13 protein-coding genes are annotated in these 15,967 nt (G+C 37.6%); 4 read left to right on the top strand and 9 right to left on the bottom strand.

Annotated elements, in window-relative coordinates; all coding sequences use genetic code 11:
- Nucleotides 1-10: 10 nt before the first annotated feature.
- From A3217_RS07255 to A3217_RS07270, 4 genes are all read left to right on the top strand, one after another.
- The gene (locus A3217_RS07255; protein WP_066389206.1) at nucleotides 11-712 is read left to right on the top strand and encodes an acylneuraminate cytidylyltransferase family protein; all 702 of its coding nucleotides are present in this window, start codon (nucleotides 11-13) and stop codon (nucleotides 710-712) included.
- 64 nt (nucleotides 713-776) lie between these two features.
- Nucleotides 777-1,451, top strand: coding sequence for an acylneuraminate cytidylyltransferase family protein (locus A3217_RS07260; protein WP_066389208.1), 675 nt, complete (start codon nucleotides 777-779; stop codon nucleotides 1,449-1,451).
- Nucleotides 1,452-1,514: 63 nt separating this feature from the next.
- Nucleotides 1,515-2,267: a 3-deoxy-manno-octulosonate cytidylyltransferase gene (locus tag A3217_RS07265; RefSeq protein ID WP_231860304.1), complete on the top strand. Its 753-nt coding sequence runs from the start codon at nucleotides 1,515-1,517 to the stop codon at nucleotides 2,265-2,267.
- Between the two features lie 102 nt (nucleotides 2,268-2,369).
- Nucleotides 2,370-3,176, top strand: a complete 807-nt coding sequence (locus A3217_RS07270) for a TylF/MycF/NovP-related O-methyltransferase (RefSeq protein ID WP_082807975.1) — start codon at nucleotides 2,370-2,372, stop codon at nucleotides 3,174-3,176.
- Nucleotides 3,177-3,213: 37 nt separating this feature from the next.
- Here the strand turns inward: A3217_RS07270 and A3217_RS07275 are convergent, their stop codons facing one another.
- From A3217_RS07275 to A3217_RS07310, 9 genes are all read right to left on the bottom strand, one after another.
- On the bottom strand, nucleotides 3,214-4,668 hold the full coding sequence (locus A3217_RS07275; RefSeq protein ID WP_066389213.1) for a hypothetical protein: 1,455 nt from the start codon (nucleotides 4,666-4,668) through the stop codon (nucleotides 3,214-3,216).
- A complete protein-coding gene (locus A3217_RS07280) occupies nucleotides 4,665-5,636 on the bottom strand; it encodes a hypothetical protein (protein WP_066389215.1) in 972 nt (323 codons plus the stop codon). The genes A3217_RS07275 and A3217_RS07280 overlap by 4 nt, the downstream gene beginning before the upstream one ends.
- Nucleotides 5,637-5,720: 84 nt before the next feature.
- Nucleotides 5,721-6,620, bottom strand: coding sequence for a hypothetical protein (locus A3217_RS07285; RefSeq protein ID WP_066389216.1), 900 nt, complete (start codon nucleotides 6,618-6,620; stop codon nucleotides 5,721-5,723).
- A 107-nt stretch (nucleotides 6,621-6,727) separates the two neighbouring features.
- Entirely contained in the window at nucleotides 6,728-7,666 is a 939-nt protein-coding gene (locus A3217_RS07290; RefSeq protein ID WP_066389218.1) for a methyltransferase FkbM, read from the bottom strand.
- Nucleotides 7,663-8,685, bottom strand: a complete 1,023-nt coding sequence (locus A3217_RS07295; RefSeq protein ID WP_066389220.1) for a radical SAM/SPASM domain-containing protein — start codon at nucleotides 8,683-8,685, stop codon at nucleotides 7,663-7,665. Before A3217_RS07295 ends, A3217_RS07290 begins: the two co-directional genes overlap by 4 nt.
- Before the next feature lie 9 nt (nucleotides 8,686-8,694).
- A complete protein-coding gene (gene rfbF, locus A3217_RS07300) occupies nucleotides 8,695-9,522 on the bottom strand; it encodes a glucose-1-phosphate cytidylyltransferase (protein WP_066389222.1) in 828 nt (275 codons plus the stop codon).
- 86 nt (nucleotides 9,523-9,608) lie between these two features.
- The gene (locus tag A3217_RS07305; RefSeq protein ID WP_231860305.1) at nucleotides 9,609-10,361 is read right to left on the bottom strand and encodes a glycosyltransferase; all 753 of its coding nucleotides are present in this window, start codon (nucleotides 10,359-10,361) and stop codon (nucleotides 9,609-9,611) included.
- Nucleotides 10,362-10,381: 20 nt separating this feature from the next.
- On the bottom strand, nucleotides 10,382-10,636 hold the full coding sequence (locus A3217_RS09470; RefSeq protein WP_231860224.1) for a glycosyltransferase: 255 nt from the start codon (nucleotides 10,634-10,636) through the stop codon (nucleotides 10,382-10,384).
- Between the two features lie 35 nt (nucleotides 10,637-10,671).
- Complete coding sequence (locus A3217_RS07310) at nucleotides 10,672-15,951, bottom strand: autotransporter outer membrane beta-barrel domain-containing protein (RefSeq protein ID WP_066389223.1); 5,280 nt, start codon at nucleotides 15,949-15,951, stop codon at nucleotides 10,672-10,674.
- Nucleotides 15,952-15,967: the final 16 nt, after the last annotated feature.

Genomic DNA, 15,967 nt, shown 5'->3' on the forward strand with positions numbered 1-15,967 from the left:
AGGAGAAAAAATGAAAATATCCGTATTTTTACCTTGTAGAAAAGGCTCACAAAGAGTTGTCAATAAAAACACACGTCCTTTTGGCAATGTTAAATTTGGACTTTTACAAATAAAATTACAGCAACTTCTAAGCACTGCAAATATAGACAGAATCTATTTAAGCTCAGATGATGAAGCGATTTTAGATTTTGCAAAAAAAATGAATAGTGGAAAAATAGTTATTCATAAAAGAAATGAGTTATTAAGTTCAAATTCTGCAAGTGCTGATATGCTCGTTAATCACGCACTTGAACTTATACAAAATGGCGTTATTTTATGGACACATGTTACCTCTCCATTTTTTACACAAAAAGAATATAAAAACGCCATTGCCCTTTACAAAAAAAATCTTTCAAAATTTGATTCTCTAATGAGTGTCACGGCGTTAAAAGGATTCTTTTGGGATAAAAACGGAGCAATAAATTATGATAGAAGTCTAATGAGATGGCCACCTACACAGGATACAGATATTTTATATGAAATAAATAGCGCGTGTTTTATCGCTGGAGTTGATATATATAAAAACGGGGATAGAATCGGAGAAAATCCCTATCTTTACGCTGTGGATAAGATTAAAGGTATGGATATAGATTATGAGGAGGATTTTTTTATGGCACAAAGTTTATTTAAAAGTAATTCTTTGCTAATAGGGGGGGGGGCAAACATAATTTAAGACAAAGTTTATATTTTTCATCACATATTAACGCTTATGCTAGCTCCACTACAAGGAGCGCAGCATGATACTCAAAGCTTTAATTCCTGTGCGTTCTGGAAGTGAAAGGGTGAAAAATAAAAATATCAAACCTTTTGCAGAAAGCTCATTGCTTGAAATCAAAATAAAACAACTCAAACGCATAAGCGAAATTGATAGCATAGTGGTCAATTCAAATTGCGACACAATGCTAACAATAGCTAAAAACTTAGGCGTAGAAACCATAAAAAGAGATGAATACTTTGCTCTTTCTTTAACACCAAACGAAGAGATTTATGCAAATTATGCAAAACACATTGATTGCGATATAGTGCTTTTTGCTGATGTTACAAATCCTTTGCTTAGTGATAAAAGCATAAAAAAAGCTATACAGACCTATAAAAATCTGGACTCAAAATATGATTCTTTAGTTAGCGTTAATGCAGTGCGATTATTTATGTGGCAAAATGGAATCCCACTCAATTATGATGAATCTAAAAAACCAAGAAGTCAAGATTTACCAAAAATTTTTGCTCTAAATTATGCTGTACATATTTTCCCGCACGAGATTTTAAAACGCGGTAGGATAGTAGGGCAAAAGCCATTTTTATTTGAATTAAATAAATTAGAAGCCCTAGATATTGATGAACCACTTGATTTTGAGATTGCAGAATTTCTCTATAAGAAATATTGCTTAATAGGGGGGGGGGGTAAGTTATAAACTCTTTTTTACTACTTCCCTTAAAACAAACACTGCACTTAAAACAAGAGGTGCAGCGTGAGGGTGCTTGGAGTAATTCCTGCTAGATTCAAATCAAGCAGATTCCCCGGCAAACCTTTGGTAAAAATTTTAGGTGTGGAAATGATAAAACGCACCTATATGCAAGCCAAAAATGCAAAAACTCTCGATAAACTTGTAGTTGCTACTGACGATAAGCGTATTTTTGATTTTTGCAAACAGGAAAATTTAGAAGTTGTGAGAACTTCAGAATCTCATCTTACAGGCACAGATAGAATTGCTGAAGTCGCTCATAAAATCAATGCGGATTTTTATGTAAATATACAAGGTGATGAGCCAATTATTGACCCTAGAAGTATAGATGAAATCGTAAATTTTGCGCTAGATTCCCATACAAAAGGTAAAAAATACGAGGTTTTTAATCTCTACAAAAATATAAGTCCAAAAGAAGCGCAACGAGATAGCATAGTAAAAGTTGTTGTTAATGAGAATGATGAGCTTGTTTTTATGTCACGCTTTCCTATACCTTTTAGCAAAAGCTTTGAAAATCCAAATTACAAAAAACAAGTGGCAGTTTATGTTTTTAGCAATTATGCCCTAAAGCTCTTTGAGCAAAGCTTTAAAACACACGGAAAAGGTATTAATGAACGTTTTGAAGATATAGAAATTTTACGCTTTATTGATATGGGAGAAAAAGTAAAAATGCTTGAGTGTTTTTATGATTCTATATCCGTTGATGAGCCTTGTGATGTGAATCTGGTAGAAAAGTGGCTCACACTTAATAAAAACAATGTATAATCGGAGTTCAACTTACTTTAAGGAGTCCAATGATGAAAGTTATTATTTTTGGTAGTGAAAGCACAGGTATGGCATTAGCCCAAAAAACACTAGAAAATGCTTATGAGGGGGGGGGGCATAGAAATACTTTGTTGTGTAGATAACAATCCTAAACGTTGGGAACAATCTATCCAAATCCCCACAAGCAAAGGGGTAAAAACACTAGAAATTAAGAATCCAGAAATCCTAAAAACTACTTCTTTTGACAAGATTCTTATTGCCTCCCTTAGTGGATACGAAGCAATTCCAAAACAATTAGAATCAGACTTTAAAATCCCTAGAGACAAAATTGATGCCTCTTATTGTATGCTTTGCATAGAGGCTCGACTTACTTTTTTAGAATATTTTTCAAAAATCACAAAAAATTTTAATCTAGATGGGGCAGTGGCAGAACTTGGAGTATTTCAAGGGGATTTTGCAAAAAAGATTAATGAATTTTTTCCAAATAGAAAGCTTTACTTATTTGATACTTTTGAGGGTTTTGATACAAGAGATTTACACAATGAAGCACAAAGTGTGCAAGCACTAGGCTCTCATTTAACAAATACTTCTATTGATATTGTCTTAAATAAAATGCCTATTCCGGAGATGGTTACAATCAAACAAGGTTGGTTTCCAGAAAGTGCTAAGGGCATAGAATCGGAGATTTTTTGTTTTGTTAATATTGACACAGATTTATATGATTCTATTTTAAGTGGATTAGAATTTTTCTATCCAAAAATGTGTAAAGGTGGCGTTATATTGATACACGATTATTTTTCGCTAGGATATATCGGTGTCAAAAAGGCTGTTAATACCTTTGCAAATAAATACAACTTATATATTTTACCAATAGGAGATAGTATAAGCGTAGCGATTATGAAAGTTTGAACAACTTTTTTAGCTTGCACTTAAGCTTGATATACCATTAATAAGATTCTGCTTTCAATCTTTGAATCAAATTCAAGCTAAGATCTTTTTGCCTACATAAGTCATTTCTAAAATCGGTAAGAATATAATGCTCAATTGATTCAATAATATTACAAATCTTATGTGGGGATTTATCCCATATCGCATGTTGTTTGATAAATTCACGCAAATCATCAATCTGCGCGCTATTGTCAAATTCATGCGGATTAGAATCTAGTCTTGCTAGATTCTCTTTAAGCTTTTTAAAATTCTTTACATAAATAATATTTTTTGCACCTTGCAACATAATATTTTGCCCTCCAAATACTATGCAAGGGCGATTTGCAAAAGTAGATTCAAAATGAACGGTACCATTAATAGTGGCTACTGCAAACGCATTGTTTATAAGCTCTTTTGAGGGTGTTTCCAAAGATGCAAACTCAACATTTGGTAATTTCTGCAATTCTTTATAAAAACTAATATCCTTGAAATAAGTAAAGCCATAAAGATAGTAAAACATTCTAGGTGAATTAAGCATAAATTGCAATGGATGCTCTTTTATTATCAATTTGCAACCTTCAGGCAAGGCTTTTGAAAGCATTTGGATAATAGTTAGCTGATTTTGCAACGGAACGCAAACATTAGTATTTCCTTCTGGTTCAAAATGAATAGCATAAAAAACATATTTTTGCTTCAAATTAGGCTTGTGGGAAATTTTTTTATAGTAATGTTTCATTTTTTTAAGACATAAAAAATAATAAAAATGCGCCCAGAATCTTCCACCTTTCTTAAATCTTACGCGCCTAAACACATATGAAACAAAATCTACAAGCAACGAACCACCTAATTTAAAAAGTAGCTTTATAAAAGCATTAGTAATCTTAGAGTGTGCAAGATAAAATGGCGGAATCCACTCTAAATCAAACTTAAAATAAAAGTTTTGCTCCAACTCTTCATCGCTAATATACCCACGCACAAAGCGTAAATATGTATTCGTATTAAAACAAAACAATGATGGGGAAAAAAATAATCTTGGCGGCGATGTAAAAACGGGAATATCTCTTCTTTGCGCTACTTCCATACATAGTTCGCAAAGCTGTTTATGTTCGACACCATTGACAAATACAAAATCTATCTTGTGCACATCAAAAATATGATTCCACCAAAAAAGCGCATTAAAGTATTGATTACTTAAAATCATGTTATCAAGTGTTTCTCTATGATAGCTGAAATCAATCTTGCGTTGAGCATCTCTAAATTCGTCAATAATCTCAAAATCTAAGTGTGTAATACCCTCAAGTTTTTCAAATCCAAAACGCCAAATGATATGCAAAATTTTAGTTTCGTCATACTTTGCCCTAAATGTTTCAATATCCTGTTGGCTCTCTACGACAAGAACAATGATTCTATAATCTTTTTCAAAAAAACTATCAATATTTTGACATTGCCTATTTACTACAATAACATTTTTCACAGGCTTTCCTCGCGGAATCTATAAAGTTTTGCAGAAAAATAAAGCAGTAAAAAATAAATTTGCAGAAAAGGAAGTAAAAAGATTAAATCTCTATTGTCCCCCCCCCCAAGGACTTTTTCTAAACTCATACGCGGAAATGCGTCAATATATGAAACTGAAGCACAATTTACAATTCTATTAGCAAATAGTTCGTTTATTGTGCGATAGGCTTTAAAAACTTCAGAATCTATATAAAGAGAATCTGCAATATTTGTGTGCTCAAGCTCATAACTCGTATCTTTTTCCTTATAAAAATGCTTATATTCTAATCTCAAGGCATTATTGCAATCCACTTCATAACCCTTGAATGCGCTTTGCTCACAACCTAAGAGATAAATTTTTTTATATCCTAATCTTAACGCACAAATAATCGACGGAATCAACACGCAAGAATGCGATGGCACAGCAAATGCGCGGGAAAAGAACAATTTCTCAAGCCACTTAAACCCCTCAAATTTAAAAACACCATAAGTTTGTAAAATAATGTTTGGATTGTCAATTTTAAGCCTATCCCTCCAAAGAGAAGGCACAAAAAGAGTTAGCATCTGATTTGTATGCTTTAAAGCGTCTAATGTCTTTTCAAAAAGCTCTCTTTGAAACGTAAAAGACTTGTCTGACACAACTTGATAAGCATTTCCCACAAAATACACAGAATCCATAAGCACATAATATTTGGGTTTGAGTGTTTGAAAAATTGGTTGCAAGATTGAATTATTAAGCATTAACACATCTTTTTGCGCTAAAAATCCCTCAAAACCCTTTACATCTTGCTGTAAGCTTGGAGCATTTGCTATGATAAAAAGTTCCTTATTTTGTGCGTCTTTAGAAGATTTGATACTTGGCAATAAATGGAGATTGCACAATAAAAGCTTCGCAAAGGCAAGCGTCTCAATACAATTAAAAGAAAATTTTTTAAGTCCAATTCCCATCAGGCAATCCTTAAATGGGAATTACAAGTTGTTGAAGTTTTAGGGATATTTATTAGTGGTTGAAAAAATACATTATATAGTGCTTTAAGAAAGACTGCCCCCCCCCCCGCTAAGGATTTTCTCTAAACTCATACGCGGGAATGCGTCAATCATAGATTCTGAAGTGCAGTTTGTTATATTAAAAGACATTTTTCCTAGCTCCTCATAAGCCCTAAAAGCTTGGGTCATACACCTAAACACAAATGCCACGCTATGATGAGCAAATAACTTTTCAGGCTTTCCATTATCATAATAATGTGCATCATAAGAGTAAAGGCGATTTTGAGAATCTACTGAAAGCTGTTTATGCCAATCGCTATTTGCACCAAGTAGATAAATCTCTTTATACCCCAAAACCACTCCACAAGAAAGTGCCGCTATAAGCACATTTATACCGCTTGGGATGGCAAAATTGTATTTATAAAAAAACTTCTGCAAAGGCGCAAAAGTGTATAACTCAAGTGCATTGAAAGTATGTAGATTTATAAAAGGATTCTCTATTTTTATGCACTTCCCCTTCACACGTCTTTTATAAAATATATAAGGCACAAGTAAATCCATTTCCCAATCTACCTTTGCAAATGCCTCGCTCAACACGCCCACACGATTTATAAGCTGAGGATCAATCCCCGCATTTTCATCATAAATCCCCATATAAAAGGGATCCATTAACGTATAATATTTTGGCTTAATTTCAAAAGCTAGTGGGCTAGTAAGGGCTTGATTTACCATCATCACATCTTCACAAGAAAGACTCTTTTCAAACCCAGCAATATCCGCATTGACACTAGGACCATTACCAATAACAAAAAGCCTCTTTTTGTTCTGTGGTGTAATTTGTTTGATACCGGGAAACAAAGTGCCAAATCTCAAGGCATTGACACACCATAATGCAAGATTCCAAGAATTTATAAAAGAGCCTTTAATCTTTTGCTTACAGGTCAATGTGTCCCCCCCATAGTTCTTTTACTTTTTCAATAAAGTTTGGAATTGTATTTAGAAAAACTTTATTTTCTACTTAAGCCCTTTCTTACAACCTTGTAAGGTGGCTCTCAACTTTTAAACAATTTCTTTGCTATGCGCTTGAGTTTGTTGCAGACTCTTATGTGAAATGGTGGCGGCACAAAGCAAATTAAAAAATCCCTATAATCAAGCTCTTTATTTTGCGCTATTTCTTTTGGGTGGATAATATCCTCTCTTAATACATACATATTCATATGCGCGAATTTAGAATCACCATGAGTATTTGTCGCATCATCACGATTAAAGCCAATATTTTGCACCATATTATGTTTGGGATATATACTTAAACCCTGCTCTTTCCATATCGAGTAAGTAAATGGATAATCCCACGCATCAAAAGCTCCCTGCGAATAAGCCTTAAAAATCTTATACCAATATTTTTGCTCTTTTTTATTTTGCCAATTTTGTAATGCTTGAAATTCCTTTTCAAAATCCACAAACTCTTTTTGATACAACCTCCATACTCTAGCCCAGCTAGCCCAACCCCAAATATGATTATATTTCGAAAAATAATAATCCTCTTTCAAACTTTCCTTTGCTTGTTTATCAAAATCAAGCGCACTCCAACCACTCACCATAAAAATATTTTCATTATTTTTGTAACGCTCTAGCATTGCATCACAGAATCTAAAAAAGCTTGTATTTGGCAAACAATCATCTTCTAAAACAATACCCTGCTCTTCATTTTCAAAAAACCAAGTAATGGCACTACTTACAGAATCCTTACAACTTAAATATTTTTCTCTATACAAAGTATGCAACTCACATTCCCAATCAAGCCTAGATTCTAAAGCCCTGCGAAGATTTAAAACAAGTTCTTTTTCGCTTTCTTGTTTAAATGAATTTTGTGCGAGGTAAAGCTTTTTAGGTTTCACTTCTCTAATAGCTTCAAAAACCTTCAAAGTAGTATCTGGTCTCTTATAGGTTAAAAGCAAAATGGGATTTTTACAAGTATAATTTTTAGTCATTCTATTAATGCCCCCTCTATACATTTTTTACAAATTGGATTTTTTCTGTATTCGCCTTTTTTATGTAGGTCTCTAAGCTGGCACATTTGCTCTGAATTCCAAAAATTCTGCATAGAAACACTCCCGGTTTCTTCATATTGGGTGAATATATTTCCCAGCACCATAGATTCACCCCAAAATGTGCAACAAGGTAGCACATTGCCCTCAGCCGTGATAACAAGCTGTTTGTAAGGAAAAGAGCAAGAAAACCCCTCTTTTTTAGCCGTGGTCTTAGAACCTAAATCTTTAGAGGATTTAGGCGGCTTTACCATTTCTTGCGAACCTATCATATCTACTTTCTCCTCCCAAAAATTGATAAAATCCTCTAGTTGGTGTTCGTTTAGTTCGGTTCGAACGAAATTCACTCGCACTAAAGGCAAATACCCCCCCCCCATTTCCTGTTTAAGCTTGACAAGATTTAGCACATTTTCTACAACTTTTTTATAATTTCCGCCCGGGCGCACCTTGTCATACACCTCCTTTGAAAATGCATCAATGCTTACTTGGATTCTGTCTAATCCAGCCTCTATAAGACTTTGTGCGCGAAAAGAATCCAAAAGCAAACCATTGGTAGAGAAGTAAATATCAAGCACGCCTTTTTTCTTGGCATATTGAATAAATTTCTCTAAATCTTTGCGCAAAAGTGGTTCATTAAGGTAATTTAATTTAATAGCCCTTAACCCCTTACTTACACCATCATCAATAATTTTGCAAAAAAGCTCAAAAGGGAAAAGTAAAGATTTTTTCTCACTATTTACTTCTACGCTTAGAGGACACATTGGACATTTAAGATTACAAGTAGCATTGAGTTCAAAATCAATTTGCAAAGGATATTGTGTGATTGTCTGCAAATGTGAAGCCTGCGAATAAGTATCGCGGTAGGAGTGCCATTTAACAGGGTCTTTATAAGCTTTAAGAATTTCTAGCTTTTCTATACCAAAGATTCCGGTAAGTTCTGTTTGATTTCGTTTGAGTTTCATAGCGTTTCCTTATTGTTGGTGTTGTTGAGTTAAGCAATCCCATATTTTCCACGGGGCATTGCCACTTAACCACATTTTAGTAAGGTCGTTTTTGTCCTTGAGTGTATCCATACACTTCCAAAAACCGCTATGACAATAAGTATAAAGCTCGCCATCAAGTGCTAGATTTTTTAGCGGGGATTGCTCAAAAATTGTAGAATGCCCCTCCTTAATATAATCAAAAATTTTTGGTTCGCAGATAAAAAATCCGCCATTAATAAAGCCACTTAAGTGTGTATTACCCCCCCCCCCATTATCTCCTTTTGGCTTTTCGGTAAAATTTTTCACTCTGTGCGTGTTTTCATCAATCTCTAATGCTCCAAAACGTCCCTCTGGTAATATCGAAGCCATAGTGATAGCACCTTTATGCGCCTTATGAAAAGCAAGCTCGGCATACAAATCAATATCACTCACGCCATCGCCATAAGTCAGCATAAATGTTTCATTTATATAAGGTTTTGCATGTAAAATACGCCCGCCGGTCATAGTATCCTGCCCGGTGTAGAGCATCGTTACGCGCCAAGGCTCATTGCGCGTGGTGTGGATTTCAAGCTCATTTTTCTGCATATCAATCGTAATATCGCTATAACGCGCATAGTAGTTTATAAAATAATCCTTAATCACATGTCCCTTGTAGCCTGTAAGAATAATAAAATCATTGAATCCATAAAAGCTATAAATTTTCATAATATGCCATAAAATGGGGTATCCACCGATTTCAACCATTGGCTTTGGCTTTAAATCCGTCTCCTCGCTCAGTCTTGTACCAAAACCACCCGCCAAAATAACCACTTTCATTAGATGATACTCCCTGCCCTTTGCAAATAAACTTCACTTCCTTAAAATAAAGCTGGCTATTGTAGCAAAAATTCCATACTCTTTCCTTAAATCTCCCCGCTCACCTCCTCGGCAATAAAAAATCTCGGGCGATGTTTGGATTCTATATAAATTTTGCCTATATATTCGCCAATCACACCAAGGCTAAGCAACTGCACGCCACTAAAAAAGCTAAGCGGGATTAGCATTGACGCCCAGCCATACACTGCGTTATTGGTAAAAAGCTTGACATACAGCGCAAAAAAGCTAAGCGCGATTGAAAGCACAAAAAACACAAGCCCAAGCGCACTAACCATACGCAGTGGCATTACAGAAAAGCTTGTGATACCATTCCACGCCAAAGATAGCATTTTACGCAATGGATACTTCGACACGCCCGCCTCGCGCTCATTCCTATCATAATACACCTGCGCACTTTTAAAGCCAATCAATGGTACCATACCTCGCAAGAAAAGATTTACCTCCTTAAACTCTAGCAGTGCGCCAAGAGCACGATTTGAAAGCAGACGATAATCCGCGTGGTTGTAGATGATATTCACGCCCATTGTCTGCATAAGTTTGTAGAAAAATAGCGCGGTGTTGCGCTTGAAAAAGCTGTCTTTTTGCCTACTTTGGCGCACGCCATACACGACTTCCGCACCCTGCATAAAATGCGCGATAAACTCATCTATCGCCTCAATATCATCTTGCAAATCGCAATCAATGCTTATCGCGCAGTCGCATTTGTCCTTGGCGTATTCCATAGCGCATAAAAGCGCATTTTGATGTCCTTTATTAGCAGAAAGCCTAAGCGCGGTAATTTTTGGCTTATAAGTAACATTTAATTGGGGGGGGGGGTGAAATGAAGAGTTTTAGAATCTGTGCTTTGTGTGGGTTTTGCAAGATTCTTTAGCACTTCCCAAGTCCTATCCTTGCTCCCATCATCGACAAACACCATTGAAGAATCCCGCGCGATTAATCCCCGCTGTATAAGCGCACTAAGCTTTTGACTGAGCATTTCATAGGTTTTTGGCAGCACCTCTTCTTCGTTGTAGCAAGGAAGCAAGATAAAAAGTTTTGGTGGATTCTGTGGCATAGTCACTCCTTATTGATTGTATCTTCTGTAAGCATTCAAGGTAAATACTGCTGGCTTGGGTATTGGATATATTGCGTATCATAAAAGTTTGGCTGCATAACATCGCGTGTAGCATCGCGTCTTTGTGGTGTCGCGCCAAAGTTATAACGCACACCCGCACTCATTACATAGTCCATATTGTAAGTCCCAAAGAAACTTTTATCAAGTTCAAGGTAGATTCTGCTATTTTGTGAAACCCTCATATCAAATCCAAAAGAAAATACCACGCGAAAATCTGAATCTATGGTTTTGCTTCTGTCTGCGGTTTTTGCAATCTCATCACGCACAAGCATTTCTCCACGAGCACCAAAATCCTTGACCACGCTTCCGCCTACGCGCCAAATCCCTCTGATGTTATTAACCCTAAAAGAATTTAGCATATCTGCACCCACACGCGCAATCGTTACAAAATTTGCCTTACTATCGACAAAAAGCGTGCTTCCAACGCTACGAAAGGCAAGATTCTGTGCGCCAATATAGCCCAAAATTACCTCAGCTTGTGGCTGAAAATAAAATCTGGGCATTCCTCTTAAGCCAAATCTCCTGCCATACTCCGCACTCACATAGCCAGAGCTCACCCCCGCTGTGTCCCTACCTGCAAAGCTTAGCGAGCTTGCAGTGTATTCATTGCGCGAGTAGATGTATTTCCCCACAATGTCTAAATAGCTCAAGTCCGCAAAAAGTGCCGAGCGATAAAAGCCAATCGCAAAGCTATCACTCCGCGCATTTAGCGAACTTCCCGCACCGCTCCCCCAAGAGCTTGTGAAGCTTCCAACCAAGCCAAAATACACCTTTGTGCCTTGATATTGTGTAACCTTATCAAAGCCCCCTTGTAAGCCAAAATTATGCCCATAATAGCCATTTTGCCCCTCAATCCCGCCTTTAATGACTTTCGCCCACATTCCTGAGCTATCATTCCCGCCACGCACCTCTCCTAGACGCTTTGCCATATTATTAGTTTCTGCATAAAGGTTAAAATATGGGCTTAGCACCGCGCCTTCAAGAGGCGTGAAAACCTCGCGCTCCAAAAGCCCATTATCAATGCTTTCAATCGTTACAGAATCTATATACCACTGCTTGCCATTGTGCATTGTAGCGGTTGCGCCAAGTGAAGGATCATTGTCAAAATAGCTATTTTCTAGCTGTGTAGTCCCATCGGTCTTAAGTTCCGTGCGGAAAACGCCTAAGCCCATATATTGCTCTGTGGCGCGGAAAGCATTGTCATCAATGGCATATGAATTTGTAGAATCCACAACGCTTGCTACATAGATTTTTTCACCTCCTGCGTATTGATAATCGCTCGCCGTGCTTGCATCTTGTATGAGTTGCAAATAAGTTGTCCCGTTAAGGGCGTTTGTTGTGAGGATTACTTTTATTTCATCTGTGGCGTTATTTGCGCTTTGTGTGAGATTTAATCCTAAGCGAAATACACCATTTTCTGAACTAAAAAGTGAATTATAAGTAGTAGTGCCACCTGCTGTATTTGCCATAGTTGAAGGTGCTATGGTAAGTGTTTTTTTGCTAAATCCCGCACCCAAAGAACGCGTGATAACTTCGTAATAATCATAGTTTGTGTTATCTTCAGGCATTACGCAATTGCTCGCATTCGTAGTCGCATCACGCGTGCAACCAAGCCAATTATACGAGCTCAAATCCACAATCGCAAGCGCATTCCCAAGCGTAGCCCCACGCGTAGAACCATTTGTGATAAGTGCGCCGTCGTTGCTAAGACGCAAAGAATCTATCTTGCTAGATTCTGGCACAAACCACTGCCCGCCAGAGCCTCGCGGATTCCCTCTGAAGCTTATTTGATTAGCAGAGATAGAATCTGTCCCTATCACACTATTTTCAAAAGTTCCTATAATGCTTGTAAGCCCATTTAGCCCATTGATTGTGCCGTGTAGATAGTCTGTGTTTGCGCTTATGATGTTGTTGTTTGTATCCACACGTGCAGATTCTGCAAAATCTAGCTTCACTGCAATAAGCCCATTGTTTGAAAGAGAAAAATCATAGGTTGAAGCGGAGTTTCCGCCATTTATCACCACAGATGAGCCACTCGCAAAAAGCGCATTTTTGGTGATATTCCCACTTAGCGTGCCTTGCATATACACGCCTTGAGCAAATTCGCTTAAGGTGCTGTTGGCAGAATTTACACCAAGATTAATACTTTCACTCGCGCTAATATTCCCACTATTGTCGGCTGCAAGCGTTTTACTGATATTTGCTAAAATGCTTGTGCCTCCATCAAAGTTAAAACTTCCACTTGAAGTAGGAGGAGGCGTCGTTGTAGAATCTGTCGCGTTGATGATTTTATTAATCATCTCTTGTCCTAGATTCCCAACGCTATAAAAACTATACACAGAATCACTCGTGCCACCACTAATAAGCAAGTTATCATCAAACGAGCCAGAACCTATAAAAGTAATGCGTTTCCTAGAATCACCGCCTATCGTGCCACTAAGGCTTGAAGGGCTGGAGGGCACGCCGGATTCTATCACAGAGACTCGATTCCCGCTTGTATCGATATAGATGCGCTCACTCAAATTTGAAGTACTATTAAACACTGCTTCGATATTAAAATTATCATCGCTTAGCGCGCCTGTTATGCTGACATCTTTAAAACCGATAGTCGCGCCCGCACCTGCACTTGTAGAAGTGCCATTGATTCCATATATTGCAGAATCTACATAAAAATTTATCCCATTGCTAATAAGATATTTTTGGATATTTGAGGCTGTATTAAAGGTGATTGTCTTATCAATTGACCCATCACCATTGCTATCAAAGATCGCGGTGTAGTTGGTTTGTGTCGGGACACTCTTGCTAAAATCAAGCGTTTGACCAATGTTACTAAAGGTATAAACACTATCTTTTGTGCCCTCTACTATGTAGCCATTGTGGAAGTTTGAGTAGTTCGCCCCGCGCTCATCTCCGCCAAAATTTAACACCACATCTTTTTTTGTTTCGCCATAGATATGATTGCCAAAAAAGCTCTGTGCTTGGAATCTATTCGCATAAGAAACATCTAAAGTCCCGCTAAACGCTACGCCGATATTACTCCTCACATAGGAATTCCCGGCAAGCGCGATTGTCGCTTGTCCATACTTGTTTGCAATCTCTGTGGTGTTATCTAGGTCAAATGCGCCAAAATCCACAAAAGTATAGGTGTAGTTGCTATTTGCACCTGATAAGTCGGCATTTTTATCAAGTGCGTTTGCGCCCACAAAAACAAAGTTAGAATTGTCTAATCCCGTGCCTAACGTGCCTTTAAAGCTAGTTGTCGCGCTTAAATCGCTCACGCTCCACTTTGTAAGCCCACCGCTAGCGTTGTTGAAGTTACTAAGAATCTCATTTACCGCATTTTGCCCACTTTGGGAAAGCGCGACGCTAAGGTTGCTCCCAAGCCCATTAAAAATATGCGTGTAGCGCGCCAAACCACCCCCCGTTATGCTTCCAGCACCTGCATTTGTAGAAATATCACTATTAATAACAAGCACTTGCCCGAGAAATTGCTTTATTGAATCAAAATTCAGCACGCCAGCAACACCTGAAGTGGTGATGTTATTAAATCCAACAACAGAATCTGCACTGCCACCACTAAGTGTGTTTGCGCCTGAAAAGCTATGCGCGCCTGCACCTAAAAAGATGAGATTTGCGCGGACATTTTGCCCTAAAGTCGCGCTTTGTGTAAGTGAGGAATTTTCAAGGTTGAGACTTTGAAAATAAGGAGCTAAGTTTGAGTTTAGAGAATCCCAAGTGTTTGCCCCGTTCTGCACGCTTTGCGCACTAGATTGCGCATTAAAAACAGCATTGAGTGTGTTGTAGTTTGTGGTGGTGTTTCCTCCGTTTTGTGTGTCTGAAATGTTAAGATTACTTATACTCGTGCCAAAAAGCGTAAAGTTGATTTTTGAATTTCCATTAGCTACGGCGGGGGCGTTTGTGGTGGTAAAAATATTGCCATCAAGAATTCCAGCGTTTAAGAAAAGCACATTGCTCGTGTTTCTCGTGGTTGTGGTTGCATCGCCGATAAATTGAAAAGTATCCTTGGTTGTATTTGCAACGCCGAATCTATGGGAATTTGCGCCTATAAAGGTTACTTGCGCACTGTCATTTATGCCAATATTCCCGCTCGCATTATTTTGACCGCCCAAATATGCAGAATCTGCAAAAATACTGCCTAAGCTTTGCGTGGCATTTGTCGTGATTGTGTTTGAATGTGTAGCAATGGGGGCAAGCGTGATATTTTGGCTTGCTGTGGGACTTGCAAAGATGAGATTTAGGTTCGAATCGTTGTCATAAAGCAGGCTTCCAGCAATTGAGCTTGTGCGAGAATCTAGATTAAGTTTTGAATTAGTAGTGAGATTGCTAAAATTTAGCGACTTTGTCCCTAAGTCATAAAGTGAAATGTTTGTCGTGCCACTACCGATTTTAAATTCAACTTGATTTTTTTCAATAGCATTTGCACCATTAAAGATAAGGGTTTGAGCATTAGCATTAGCATTAGTAGTCATTACTTGTCCATCAGCAGGATTATAATACCCACCGCTAAAATCTATTGTGTTTCCCTTAAATACTGCGCTATTTACCCCCACGCCGAAATTTTCAGAATCTAGCGCATTGCCAAAAGCCACATCATTTGAAAAATAGGGCTGAAGCATATCATCATTGACATCTACACCACGAAAAATCATTGTAGAATTTGTCGCGACCTGTGGGCAAGCATTTGGTGTGGTGCATGCCATGATATTGTTAGCAGGTTGTGTAACACCCAAAATATTATAAAGCACGCGCCCATATTCAGTTGTCGGATTATAATACACACCCCGCGAAATTTGCCCGGTGCTATCTCTGTACTGCAGGTTTAATATCACATATTCATTGCTTTGATTTGTCCCTCCATCACGAAAATTTAGCCCGATAGAATCAAACCTTTGTGTATTTGAGCTAAAATCAAGAAAAACCCTACGCGTCTTATCAGCCACGCCTGCGCCGATAATCCAAATATTACTATTCTCTAAACGCGTCCCACTTGCATAATCAAAAACATTATCCCCTTTAAATTGGAATCCTACGCCTAGATTCTCAGTTTGTTGTTGATAAAGATAATAGTTTAAAGGAGGATTAATACTAACTTGTGGCTGTGGAAGTGTCGTGGCTTGGAAATTCGTCGCGTTAAAATCATAAGCATTTAGCACATTAAAAAGCGCAAATATATATAATGCCTTAACAAATTTCCTTCTTTTCACGCTTTTCACGCACATTCCCTTGTTTTGCAAATTTTCTCTTTGTCAA

Origin of the sequence: Helicobacter himalayensis, from assembly GCF_001602095.1 — a bacterium.
Lineage (GTDB): Bacteria > Campylobacterota > Campylobacteria > Campylobacterales > Helicobacteraceae > Helicobacter_F > Helicobacter_F himalayensis.